General features: G+C 69.9%; 13 protein-coding genes. 10 read left to right on the forward strand and 3 right to left on the reverse strand.

Annotation, left to right across the window (positions count from 1 at the left end):
- Window positions 1-11: 11 nt before the first annotated feature.
- From LMU33_RS34285 to LMU33_RS34325, 9 genes are all read left to right on the forward strand, one after another.
- Entirely contained in the window at window positions 12-656 is a 645-nt protein-coding gene (locus tag LMU33_RS34285) for an HAD family hydrolase (protein WP_228625039.1), read from the forward strand.
- A 93-nt stretch (window positions 657-749) separates the two neighbouring features.
- Window positions 750-1,499, forward strand: coding sequence for a VC0807 family protein (locus LMU33_RS34290; RefSeq protein WP_228624798.1), 750 nt, complete (start codon window positions 750-752; stop codon window positions 1,497-1,499).
- Window positions 1,500-1,595: 96 nt separating this feature from the next.
- Complete coding sequence (locus LMU33_RS34295) at window positions 1,596-2,807, forward strand: MFS transporter (protein ID WP_228624800.1); 1,212 nt, start codon at window positions 1,596-1,598, stop codon at window positions 2,805-2,807.
- Entirely contained in the window at window positions 2,758-3,930 is a 1,173-nt protein-coding gene (locus tag LMU33_RS34300; RefSeq protein WP_228624802.1) for an acetoin utilization protein AcuC, read from the forward strand. Before LMU33_RS34295 ends, LMU33_RS34300 begins: the two co-directional genes overlap by 50 nt.
- A gap of 130 nt (window positions 3,931-4,060) precedes the next feature.
- Complete coding sequence (locus LMU33_RS34305) at window positions 4,061-4,876, forward strand: phosphatase (protein ID WP_228624804.1); 816 nt, start codon at window positions 4,061-4,063, stop codon at window positions 4,874-4,876.
- Window positions 4,877-5,005: 129 nt separating this feature from the next.
- Window positions 5,006-5,218: a helix-turn-helix domain-containing protein gene (locus LMU33_RS34310; RefSeq protein ID WP_159045602.1), complete on the forward strand. Its 213-nt coding sequence runs from the start codon at window positions 5,006-5,008 to the stop codon at window positions 5,216-5,218.
- A 147-nt stretch (window positions 5,219-5,365) separates the two neighbouring features.
- Window positions 5,366-5,464 carry a 30S ribosomal protein bS22 gene (locus LMU33_RS34315; protein ID WP_003948845.1) on the forward strand — a complete coding sequence of 33 codons (99 nt, stop codon included), beginning with the start codon at window positions 5,366-5,368 and terminating at the stop codon, window positions 5,462-5,464.
- 195 nt (window positions 5,465-5,659) lie between these two features.
- Complete coding sequence (locus LMU33_RS34320) at window positions 5,660-6,730, forward strand: NAD-dependent epimerase/dehydratase family protein (protein WP_228624806.1); 1,071 nt, start codon at window positions 5,660-5,662, stop codon at window positions 6,728-6,730.
- A gap of 14 nt (window positions 6,731-6,744) precedes the next feature.
- The gene (locus LMU33_RS34325) at window positions 6,745-7,833 is read left to right on the forward strand and encodes a lysophospholipid acyltransferase family protein (protein WP_228624808.1); all 1,089 of its coding nucleotides are present in this window, start codon (window positions 6,745-6,747) and stop codon (window positions 7,831-7,833) included.
- Window positions 7,834-7,950: 117 nt separating this feature from the next.
- Here LMU33_RS34325 and LMU33_RS34330 read toward each other — a convergent pair whose 3' ends face one another.
- From LMU33_RS34330 to LMU33_RS34340, 3 genes are all read right to left on the reverse strand, one after another.
- On the reverse strand, window positions 7,951-9,183 hold the full coding sequence (locus LMU33_RS34330) for a DUF5667 domain-containing protein (protein WP_228624810.1): 1,233 nt from the start codon (window positions 9,181-9,183) through the stop codon (window positions 7,951-7,953).
- 235 nt (window positions 9,184-9,418) lie between these two features.
- Window positions 9,419-10,201: an ECF subfamily RNA polymerase sigma factor, BldN family gene (locus LMU33_RS34335; protein ID WP_228624812.1), complete on the reverse strand. Its 783-nt coding sequence runs from the start codon at window positions 10,199-10,201 to the stop codon at window positions 9,419-9,421.
- 343 nt (window positions 10,202-10,544) lie between these two features.
- Window positions 10,545-11,474, reverse strand: coding sequence for an HAD family hydrolase (locus tag LMU33_RS34340; RefSeq protein ID WP_228624814.1), 930 nt, complete (start codon window positions 11,472-11,474; stop codon window positions 10,545-10,547).
- Between the two features lie 118 nt (window positions 11,475-11,592).
- Here LMU33_RS34340 and LMU33_RS34345 point away from each other — a divergent pair, with 118 nt between their 5' ends.
- Window positions 11,593-11,892 carry a glutaredoxin family protein gene (locus LMU33_RS34345; RefSeq protein ID WP_228624816.1) on the forward strand — a complete coding sequence of 100 codons (300 nt, stop codon included), beginning with the start codon at window positions 11,593-11,595 and terminating at the stop codon, window positions 11,890-11,892.
- Window positions 11,893-12,082 lie beyond the last annotated feature (190 nt).

Here is a 12,082-nt window from a genome sequence, read left to right on the forward strand (position 1 = left end):
AGAGTTGGTCCATGCGCTACGACCTGATCATCTTCGACAACGACGGCGTGCTCGTCGACAGCGAGCCCATCTCCAATCGGCATCTGGCCGCCTATCTGACCGAGTTGGGGCACCCGACGTCGTACGAGGACTCCATCCGGGACTACATGGGCTCGGCGATGCACCGGATCCATGAGCTCGTGCTGGAGCGGACCGGTCAGCGGCTGCCGGACGACTTCGACGACGTCTTCCACGCGCGCGTGTTCGCCGCGTTCGAGCGGGAGTTGCAGCCCGTGGCGGGCGTGGCCGGCGTACTGGAGAAACTGGCCGCGGACGGAGTGCCGTACTGCGTGGCCTCCTCGGGGAGTCATGCGCGGATCCGGGTCGGGCACCGTACGACCGGGCTCGACCGGTGGTTCGCGGAGGAGCGGATCTTCAGCTCCGAGGACGTGGGGCGTGGGAAGCCGGCGCCGGATCTCTTCCTGTACGCCGCGGAGCGCATGGGGGTGGCGCCGGAGCGGTGTCTGGTCGTGGAGGACTCTCCGCTGGGCGTCCAGGCGGCTGTGGCGGCCGGGATGACGGTCTACGGCTTCACCGCGATGACGCCGGCGGCGAAGCTGGCCGGCGCCGGCCAACTGTTCTCCTCCATGGGCGAGCTGGCCGACCTGCTGGTATGACCTGAGCCACCGGTCCAGGTCTGACAATTGTCATGCGGACGTCCGGACGATCGTTTCTACTGGGCGACTCCCCGCGGCGGCGAAGCTGAGGGCATGACGAAGAACACGGGGACCCAGGGCCGGACCGAGCAGCAGCAGAAGCAGAACCCGAGCGTGCTGGACAACTTCAAGCCGTTGCTCCTGGACGTGGCGGTGCCGCTCGGCTCGTACTACCTCCTCAAGGACGCCTTCGGGATGAGCACCTTCGCCGCGCTCGCCTGGAGCAGTGTGGTGCCGGCGCTGCGGACCGTGTGGGGCCTGGTCAAGGAGCGCAGGACGAACGCGCTGGCCGGTCTCATCCTGGTCGTCAACGTCGTCTCGTTGCTGCTGAGCTTCGTCTCCGGTGACCCGCGGCTGATGCTCGCAAAGGACAGCGGGGTCAGCAGCGTCGTCGCCTTCGGCATCCTCGTCTCCGTCTGGCTGGGCAAGCCGATGATGACCGCGGGCATGAAGCCGTTCCTGGTCAAGGGCGACGAGGCCAGGGAGGCCGCCTGGGAGCGGCTCGTCTCCGGGGCGTCGGTCCGGTCCGGGGCCTTCCGGAGCAAGGAGAGGGCGTTCTCGGTTGTCTGGGGGCTGGTGCTGCTCGCCGAGTGTGTCGCCCGGGTTGTGGGTGCGTACACCATTCCTGTGGACACGATGGTGTGGCTCGGCAGCGTCTTCCTCGTCGGCGCGATGGTGATCGGGTTCGTGGTCAGCGGTGGCCTGGCCGTCGGGCCGATGGAGGAGATGCTGGCCGCCGAGGTCGAGGCCGCCGAGGGCGATGCCGCCAGCACCGGGACACCCGAAGTCGCTGTCGCCGCCTGAGCCGCCACTCGACGAAGCGGCACTCGGTAAAGCTGAAGGAAATTCATCTTTGGCTGGATCTACCCACAGGTAGCCCGGGGCCCTACGCTCGCCGCCATGACGGATGTGCTGCGGCGCGGTAGGGCCTCGCTGGCGTTCAGCTTCTTCGCCCAGGGCGCCACCTTCGCCCTGCTGGTGACGCGGATCCCGGCCATCCAGGACCGGTACGGCGTCTCCGACGCGCTGCTGCCGGTCTTCCTGGCCGCCGTACCGATCCTCGCCGGTGTCGGCAGTGTGACCACCGAACAGCTGGTGAAGCGGACACGGCCCAGCCGGCTGCTGCGCTGGTCCCAGCCGGTCGTCCTGCTGGCGCTGCTCGGCGCCGGGGCGGGCGGGCACGTCGCGGAGCTGGCGGTGGCGCTGGGCGCCTTCGGGCTGGCCGTGGGTGCGCTGGACGCCTCCATGAACATGCTCGGGGTGAGCCTGCAGCGGTCGTACGGGCGCAGCATCATGCTCAGCTTCCATGCCGCGTACAGCCTGGGCGGGATCCTGGGTGCCTCGCTGGCGTGGGTCGGGGCGCACTGGCATCTCGCGCTGTGGGTGTCGTACCTGCCGGTGGTGGCCGTCCTGCTGCCGGCGACGCTCGTGGGGAGCCGGTGGTACGTCGACGGGGATCCGGCGCCCGTGGGGGAGGACCAGGGCCAGGCCGGGGGCCTCGTCTTCAAGCTGCTGTTGCCGCTGTGTCTGGTGATGACCTTCGCCTACATCGGGGACTCGACCGTCTCCAACTGGAGCGCGAAGTACCTGAAGGACGTGCTGGGCAGTTCGGAGCAGTTGGCGACCGTGCCGTACAACGTGTACATGGTGACGACGCTGCTGGGACGGGCCATCGGGGACCTCGGGGTGCGGCGGTTCGGGGCCGTGGCGGTCGTACGGCTCGGGACGCTGGTGGCGGCCGGCGGGTTCGCGGTGGTGGCCTCGGCGCCCGGGGCATGGGTGGGGATGCTCGGGTTCACGCTGCTGGGTCTGGGGTTGTGCGTGCTGGTGCCGCAGACGTTCGCGGCGGCGGGGCGGCTGTTCCCCGGGGCTTCGGATGCGGCCATCGCACGGCTCAATATCTTCAATTACGTGGGTTTTCTGATCGGTTCGCCGTTGGTGGGTGCTCTGGGCGATGCCTGGAGCTATCGGGGCGCCATGCTCGTGCCGATGGTGTTGGTGCTGGTGACGCTGGTGTACGCCAGGTCGTTCGCCGCTCAACCGGACCGATACGGTGGCGGTCATGAGCGGCCGCGCACAGCTGATGTGGGACGAGGCAGTAACGGGCTATGACTTCGGCCCGGACCATCCGATGGATCCGGTCCGGCTGGCACTGACCCGGAAACTGGTGGGTGCCTTCGGGCTCGACCGGGAGATGGAGGTCGTCGCGGCCAAGCCGGCCGGGGAGTCGACGCTGCGGCTGGTCCATCGGCAGGACTACATCGACGCCGTGAAGGCCGCGTCGGCCGATCCAGCGGCGGCGGACCTGTCGTACGGGCTCGGGACCCTCGACGATCCCGCGTTCGCGGGCATGCACGAGGTGTCCGCGCTGATCGCCGGGCAGTCGGTGGGTGCGGCGGAGGCGGTGTGGCGGGGGGAGGCCGAGCACGCCGTGAACTTCGCCGGCGGGCTGCACCACGCGATGCCCGGGGGCGCGTCGGGGTTCTGCGTCTACAACGACGCCTCGCTGGCCATCGCCCGGTTGCTGGAGCTGGGGGCCGAGCGGGTCGCCTACGTGGATGTCGACGTGCATCACGGGGACGGGGTGCAGGCGGCGTTCTGGGAGGATCCGCGGGTTCTGACGATCTCGCTGCACGAGCATCCCCGTACGTTGTTCCCGCAGACCGGGTGGCCGGAGGAGACCGGGGCCGGGGCGGGGGAGGGCGCCGCGGTGAACGTGGCGCTGCCGGCGGGGACCGGGGACGCGGGGTGGGTGCGGGCGTTCCACGCTGTGGTGCCGGAACTGCTCGCGGAGTTCCGGCCGCAGGTGCTCGTGTCGCAGCACGGGGCGGATACGCACTTCGAGGATCCGCTCGCGCACCTTGCGGTGTCGCTGGACGCACAGAGGGCCGTGCAGGTGGCGTGTCATGAGCTGGCGCACGAGCACGCCGGGGGGAAGTGGGTCGCGCTCGGGGGCGGCGGGTACGCGGTGGTCGACGTCGTGCCGCGGTCGTGGACGCATCTGGTGGGGATCGCGGCGGGGAGACCGGTTGCGCCGGAGGCGGTGATCCCCGAGGCGTGGCGGCAGGAGGTGTTCGCTCGGACCCGGCAGATCGGTCCGCAGCGGATGACCGATGGGCGGTGGCCGGTGAGTTGGGCGTCGTGGGAGTCGGGTTACGACCCCGCCGATCGCCTGGACCAGGCCGTACGGGCCACTCGTCGGGCGGTGTTCCCGTTGCGCGGGTTGCTTGCCTGAAGCCGGGAGCGGGCCCGCGTGGCTCGGGTGGCTGAAAGGTAGCCGTCGCCTTCGTCCCGCATTACGCCAACCGTGCGCACTTCCCCGGTTTGCACCCCCGCTGCCGCCCCCATGCGTCACCATCGCACCCATGTCGACCGGCGGAGCTCTGCGCGCGCATCTGCTGGCTGTTCGGTTTGCCGGGGAGGTGGGGACCTCCCGGGAGGACAGTCTGCGGAGTTATCGGCTGTTCGCGGCCCGGGATCCCCGGGTGCTGATCGGAATCGATCCTGAAGGTGCCTGGGGCCAGCCGGAGTTGCTTGGGCTGATGGCGGAGAAGTGCGGGGTTTCGGCCGATCCGCGGCACACTTCGGGGCCGGACGTGATCGATCCGGAGCGCACGCTGGCCGCGTTGGACGTCTTCGCGGGCCGGATCCGGGAGGCGGCCAGGCGCGGTGCGCCCGTGCTGTTCGGGACCGGGCATCCGCAGCGGTTGCTCGGGTTCTACGCCGGCTTGGCGGACGCCCTCTCGGCGGCGGGGTGTGACGTGCTCACTCCCGCGCAGGGTCGCTGTGTCGACATATTGACCCGGTTCGGTCTACGTACGTGTGCAGTGGACTACGCACGAGGGGTCGGGTTGGTGCGGGAAACCGACGGTGGGCGCCCCGGTTGTGAGCCCGGCGTGCACAGTCATTCGCCGCTGCCGGTTCGGGTCGCGCTGGAGGCCGCGGCGGAGGGCGGAGGGCCGATGCCCGAGTTGGTCGTGGGGGACCACGGGTGGGTCTGCGGCGCTGGTCAGCTGGGGTTCGAGGCCATCGGTCTGGCCGACACCGACGATCCGGCGCTGTTCGTGGGGGAGGCAGAGGGGCGCGTGTCCGTCGCCGTTCCGGTTGAGGACGCCGGGCCGTCTGATCACTACCGGCCGCTCACCCGCTACGTACTCAAACGAGCATGTCTGTCACAGTAGGCCTGCGATGGGTGCACCTCTTCCCCACTTGCATCACCCGCCCCTACATTGGGGAGTGAGCACGCAACGACGAAGAGTCACCGGAAGGGGAAGCCGGTGGCCGTCGAGTGCGGAAGGTTCAGGTGTGTCATGGCTGCAGCTGACGAGAGGCCTCTGAACGAGGTCGTGTTCCTTACCGTGGCGGAGGTCGCCTCGGTGATGCGAGTGTCGAAGATGACCGTGTACCGCCTGGTGCACAGCGGTCATCTGCCCGCTATCCGGGTCGGGCGGTCGTTCCGTGTCCCGGAGCAAGCGGTACACGAGTACCTCCGTGACAGCTATGTGGGGGTGGAGACGGCCTGACGGCAACTCCAGGGTGACCCCGGGGTGACCCGGGGCAACCCCCTCGATTACGACCTTGGCGCTCGGTTGGGTAGGCTAGCCCCTCGTAGGTCGTGTGGGCCCATGGCGCCCAAACAACCGAGTGATGAGAAGTGAGCGAGGGTAGTCGTGGGCTCTGTTATCAAGAAGCGGCGCAAGCGGATGGCCAAGAAGAAGCACCGCAAGCTGCTCAAGCGCACGCGCGTTCAGCGCCGCAACAAGAAGTAAGCGGCGCCGCGAGAGCGTGTCAGCGCGGATCTGTGGCCCCCCATCGATACTGATGGGGGGCCACAGGCGTGTTCGGCGGCCTGGCATATTCCGATGAGTGAATTTCCGTCACTTCGTGCATCGGGCGGTCATCACAGCGCAACATCGACCCGCTAGGTTGGCCGTACGCATCACGTACGAGGGAAGGCGCGGATCTTGGGGAAGGTCGTGCTCGTCACCGGAGCGGCCCGGCAACTGGGCGGCCGGTTCGTACGGCGGATCCAGCGGGATCCCGAGGTCGACCGGGTGATCGCCGTGGACGCGGTGCCGCCGGCGCACCATCTGGGCGGCGCGGACTTCATCCAGGCCGACATCCGGCAGGCGACGATCGCACGGGTGCTCGCCGAGACCGGTGCCGACACGGTCGTCCACATGGACGTGACCGGCACGGCGCTGGGCAGCGGCAACCGGGCCACGGTCAAGGAGACCAACGTCATCGGCACCATGCAGCTGCTCGGCGCCTGCCAGAAGTCGCCGACCGTGAAGCGGCTGGTGGTGAAGTCCAGCACGAACGTGTACGGCTCCGCGCCGCGCGATCCGGCCGTGTTCACCGAGACGACCCCGCCGAAGTCCCTGCCGAGCGGCGGTTTCGCCAAGGACGCCGTCGAGGTCGAGGGGTATGTGCGCGGGTTCGCCCGGCGGCGGCCGGACGTCGCCGTGTGCGTGCTGCGGTTCGCCAACATCCTCGGGCCGGCCGCCGACACCCCGCTCGCCTCCTACTTCGCGCTGCCCGTCCTGCCGACCGTGTTCGGCTACGACCCGCGCCTGCAGTTCGTGCACGAGGACGACGTCGTCGAGGTGCTCAGGATCGCCTCCCACGAGCCGCGCCGGGGCACCCTCAACAGCGGCACGTTCAACATCGCCGGGGACGGTGTGCTGCTGCTCTCGCAGTGCTCCCGGCGGCTCGGGCGGCCGACCGTGCCGCTGCTGCTGCCCGCGGTCACCTGGGCGGGTTCGCTGGTGCGTACGCTCGGTATGACGGACTTCTCGCCGGAGCAGATCCGGCTGCTCACGCACGGACGGGTGGTGGACACCGTCCAGATGCGCGAGACGCTGGGCTACACGCCCAGGTACACGACGGCGGAGACGTTCGCGGACTTCGCGCGCGGCCAGGGTCCCGGACTGGTGCCGCCGGAGGCTCTCGCGGGGGCCGTCGACCGGGTCGCCGCGCTCGCCGCGAGGGGCGGCGGCCGGCCCACGACGCACAGCGCCGACAGCACCGACTGAGGAGAGCGGCAACAATGGCGGACGCCAAGGTCATTCCGTTCGACGACGACCGGTCCCGCGGGAGCGCCGCACAGCGCCCGGCGCGGCGCCGCGGCACGGGCAGCCGGCGCGGCGCCCACACCGAGTCCGGGACCGGGACCGGGGAGATGGGTGAGGTCCAGCCGCTGCCGGGCCGGGGCCGGGCACGGGAAGATGGGCCTGTGAGCCGTGAGGAGAAGCCGGAGCAGCCGCAGGAGCGGTCGTCGGGTGCCGACGGGCCGGGCGGCGGCCTGGAGCGGCGTGTGGCGGCCGGGCTGGCCTTTCTGCGGCGCCGGCTGACCGGGGACTACGGCGTCGACGACTTCGGTTACGACGAGGAGCTGACCGACCAGGTCCTGATGTCGCTGCTGCGGCCGGTGTACGAGAAGTACTTCCGGGTCGAGGTGAAGGGCATCGAGAACATCCCGGCGAAGGGCGGTGCGCTGATCGTCGCCAACCACTCCGGGACGCTGCCGCTGGACGGGCTGATGATGCAGGTCGCCGTGCACGACCACCACCCGGCCGACCGTCATCTGCGGCTGCTGGCGGCCGACTTGGTCTTCGTGCTGCCGGTGGTCAACGAGCTGGCCCGCAAGCTGGGGCACACCCTGGCCTGCGCGGAGGACGCCGAGCGACTGCTGGCTCAGGGTGAGCTGGTCGGGGTGATGCCGGAGGGCTTCAAGGGCATCGGGAAACCTTTCAGCGAGCGGTACAAACTGCAGCGGTTCGGGCGGGGCGGCTTTGTTTCGACCGCGCTGCGGCAGGGGGCGCCGATCATTCCGTGCTCGATCGTGGGGGCGGAGGAGATCTACCCGATGATCGGCAACGCGAAGACGCTGGCGCGGGTGCTGGGCTTTCCGTACTTCCCGCTGACGCCGACGTTTCCGTGGCTGGGGCCGCTCGGAGCGGTTCCGTTGCCGACGAAGTGGACGATCCAGTTCGGGCAGCCGATTCCCACGGACGGGTATCCGGCGGAGGCGGCCGAGGATCCGATGCTGATGTTCAACCTGACCGACCAGGTGCGCGAGCAGATCCAGCACACGCTGTACAAGCTGCTCGTGCAGCGCCGCTCGGTGTTCTTCTGACCGGTGTTCTGCCGGTCTGTTCTGCTGGTCTGTTCTCTTTGAGAAAGCCGAGTGGGGGCGCCCTGCTCGGAAAGGGCGCCCCCACTGTCGTAGGCCACTGCCGTGGTCGTACCGCCGCTAGTGCGTGTCCTCGCCTTCGATGCCCAGGCCCGGAAGGAGGCCGGGGAGGAGCGGGGGGAGGGTGACGGCGGGAGGCGTTGCCGGGGGCTTGCTGGCGGACGGGGTGCTGCTGCCGGTGCCGGTCTTCGGCGGCTCCAGCAGGCCGCCCGTCGACCCGCCGAGCAGGCCTTCGCCGCTGCTGTTGGTGGCCGATCCGCTCGGGTCGCCGGAGCGTGCGTGCTTGCCGGAGGACGGGGTGGTTCCGGAGGAACTGGGTGCCGTCGACCGGTGGCCGCCGGAGGAGCCGGTGGATGCCGAGCCGGAGCCCTGCCGCTTGCCGTCGCCGCCCTGGGCGGGCGAATGCGGGAGCAGCGACTGCAGCGGGGCGACCTCTTGGTCTATGGCGTCGAACACCGACGACACCTGCTCTTTGACGTCCCCGAGCTGTACGGGCAGCCTGTCGCTGAGCGCGGTCCACGCCTCCCGGTGGGAGCGGGAGAAGGTGGACAGGGCCTGGATGGGGCCCAGGTGGTCGGGGTTCGCCTCGTAGGCCTCGTGCAGCAGGCGGTGGCCCTCGCTGACGTCCTGCTGCATGCCGGAGAGCGTGCGGCGGATCTCGCTGATGGACTCGTGGTCGAGGTGGCCGCCGCGACCGCGCTCCATCAGCCGGCGGGCCTCGCTGAGCCGGGTGGAGGCCTGGTCGAGGTAGGTCTGGCCGCGCTGGTCGTCGCCGTTGGTCAGGTAGTTGAGCTTGAAGTCCTCGATGCCGCGTTTGAGGCCGTAGAGGGAGTCACCGGGCAGGGCGCTCGAGCTGGCGGCGGCGACCCCGCCGAAGGCTCCCGCGGCCACGCCCACGCTGAGTCCGCCCGCCGCGAGCCCCTTGGTCAGCCGGGAACGCGGGCGGAGTTTGCCCAGCGGGCTCGCCCGGTGCGCGCCCCGTGACCGGGACGCGCGCTGTTCCGGTACCGACGCGTCCGCCGCCCCCGTGCCCTCCTGGAGCATGGCCTCCATCGCGGCCACCAGCTGGGCGCGCTGCACGACCTTGACCTCGGGGTCGAGCTGCGGCTTGGGCAGTGCGCCGAGGCCCACTGCCAGGGCCAGCAGCTTGCCCCGCTCGGTCTGTTCCTCGGCGGTCGGCGGGGAACCCGCCGTGCCTACGGACTGCTCGGCCGCCGTGTCCCGGTCGGACTGCTCTTCCAGGGCCTGGGCGAAGGCGTTCGCCCGCCGGTGCGCCGAAACGTTCGCGATCACTGGCGGCACCTCCTCTCGTCATGACGGTCGACTCCCCAGGGGGTCCTGAGGGTTGCACGCCCGCGACCACTTCACACGATCGAGCGATCAGGGTCGGCCAGGACGTGACCACAGGGAGCCTGTATCCCGCACAACGACTGGCGCGGCACTTGGGTTACGGACGGCGGATGCCCGGATCGGAAAGGCAACGGGCGTTCACGGAACGTGAGTTGAGTGTTGCCGAGAGTCGCCGGTCTCAGCGCGCGTCGTCCGGCAGGAGACGGGCGAGCGTGCGGACGGCGCGGTACTGGAGGGTCTTGATGGCGCCCTCGTTCTTGCCCATGACGCGGGCCGTCTCGGCGACCGAGAGGCCCTGGAGGAAGCGGAGCGTCACGCACTCCTGCTGCTGCGGGTTGAGCCGGCGTACGGCGTCCAGCAGCGCGGCGTTCGACAGGGACTCCAGGACGGAGTCCTCCGGGGAGCGCTCGACCTCGTTGGCGTCGAGCATCTCGCCGGTGGTGACCTCCAGGCGGAAGCGGCTGGACTTGAAGTGGTCGGCGACGAGGTTGCGGGCGATCGTGACCAGCCAGGCCCCGAAGTCGCGGCCCTGCCAGGTGAAGGTGCCGATCCGGCGCAGGGCCCGCAGAAAGGTCTCGCTCGTCAGGTCCTCGGCGGTCGCGCGGCCGCCGACGCGGTAGTAGATGTACCGGTACACCGTGTCGCTGTACTGGTCGTACAGCCGGCCGAAGGCCTCGGCCTCGCCCGCCTGGGCGCGCTCGACCAGGTCCATCATCCGGGCGCTGTCGCTGTCCGCGGCCGGGCGGCGGGCGGTGGCGGCGCCCCCGGCGGAGCGCCCTCGTCTGCCGACCGCGGCGCCGCCGTCGGCCAGTGCGTAGCACGGGCCCACGGGCGCGGCGCCGGCTAGGGCGGGGACGGCGTACGCGGCGGGGGCGAGGCCGCGCAGCGTCTCTTTGACCGTCGCGACCATTGCGCGCAGCGTAGCCAGGCCCGAGGCGTCAACCCCGACGTGTGGGTACACGGGACTCCCAGAGGCAGAGCTTCCATCACGTGCAGTACGGAACCATTCACCCGTCGTAGCGACGGAGGGGTACCGGTTTGCGTCTGAGGAGAATAACGCTTCGTGCAGGCACTGCTACACCGAGTTGCTCAAATCATCGATTGCGTCGCTTCTGTTACCGGTTGAGGTCCTATCAAGTGCCGCAGCCTGATCACTTGTTGACCGAAATCTGGCCGGTTTCGGTGAGGTACAGGGCGTGTTGAAATGGCCGCGGCATAATCCAGGCGCGCGGGGAAGGGCCCCGAAGGGGTGCGGGGCTGTGTCGACATGCGGATCCGCCGCGTGGGGCGCGACCAGCGCCGGGCTACCGCCGCCGCCGGCTCAAGGCGATGGCCGCCGCAGTGCCACCGGCCACCGCTCCGACGCCCGCCGCCGCCGGAATGCCGACCTTCGCCGCCTTCCGGCCCGTGCGGTAGTCGCGCAGGCGCCAGTCCTTCTCGCGGGCGTGCCTGCGCAGCTTCGCGTCGGGGTTGATGGCGTAGGGGTGGCCGACGAGGGACAGCATCGGGATGTCGTTGTGGCTGTCGCTGTAGGCGGCGCAGCGGGAAAGGTCCAGGCCCTCGGCCGAGGCCAGCGCGCGTACCGCTTCCGCCTTCGCCGGCCCGTGCAGCGGCTCGCCGACCAGCTTGCCGGTGTAGACGCCGTCCACCGACTCGGCCACCGTGCCGAGCGCGCCGGTGAGGCCCAGGCGGCGGGCGATCACCTGGGCGATCTCCACCGGGGCCGCCGTGACCAGCCACACCTTCTGCCCGGCGTCCAGGTGGGCCTGGGCCAGGGCGCGGGTGCCGGGCCAGATGCGGTCGGCCATGTACTCGTCGTAGATCTCCTCGCCGATCGACTCGAGCTCGGCGACCCGGTGGCCCTTGACGATCGACAGCGCCGAGTCGCGCGCGTCCTGCATGTGCTCGGGGTCCTCGACGCCGGCCAGCCGGAACCAGGCCTGCTGCCAGGCGAACTTGGCGAGGTCGCGCGTCTCGAAGAACTTCCGCTTGTACAGGCCCCGGCCGAAGTGGAAGAGCGCGGCGCCCTGCATGACGGTGTTGTCGAGGTCGAAGAAGGCAGCCGCCTTCTCGTCGCCGATGACGGGGAACTCCGGCTCCTTGTGGGTGACGTGCGGAGTTTCCTGCGCCTCCTGCGAGGACTTGCGGGCAGCCTCCGCCGAGGCCTCGCCTGCCAACACGCTGCGCGCCGTGGCGGAGCGCCTACGGGGAGTGAGCCATCCGAGAGCGGCCATGTCGTGAGCATAGCCAGTCTGTTCGGTGCTTCCGTCGGAAGAGAGGTTGGGTGTGTGTGAACTCTCCGCGACCGAGCCGTTAAAGACCTGATCCAAAGCGTGCGCGGCACGCGCGAGAATGGCCGGTATGAGTCCACTTTTCCGGCGCAAGGCAGACCCGACCGACCCCGTCGCCCCCCGTGTCCGGCTGGTCACGCTGATCCGCAAGCCCGGCTGTCATCTGTGCGACGACGCGCAGGCCGTGGTCGAGAAGGTCTGCGTGGAACTGGGCGTGTCCTGGGAGCGGAAGGACATCACCGAGGACAGGGCCCTGCACGATCGGTACTGGGAGCAGATCCCGGTCGTACTGATCGACGGTGAACAGCACACCTTCTGGCGCGTGAACGAGGAGCGGTTGCGCCGGGCACTGACCGAGTAGTCCAAAGAGGTCGGAAAGTCGCTTAGGATCGACGGCGGAGTGATCTCGGGGGCGGGATTCGTGAGGAGAGTGTGCGATTTTGCCCCCAGTAACGAAGGAACGTCGGTGCGTATGCGCCGGTTCCCGTCAAGGGCGCGAAGGGCGCGTGACCCCGGTCACTTCTGCCGGGCAAATCGGACACCATCTTTGT

Source organism: Streptomyces barringtoniae (assembly GCF_020819595.1).
Taxonomy (GTDB): Bacteria; Actinomycetota; Actinomycetes; order Streptomycetales; family Streptomycetaceae; genus Streptomyces; species Streptomyces barringtoniae.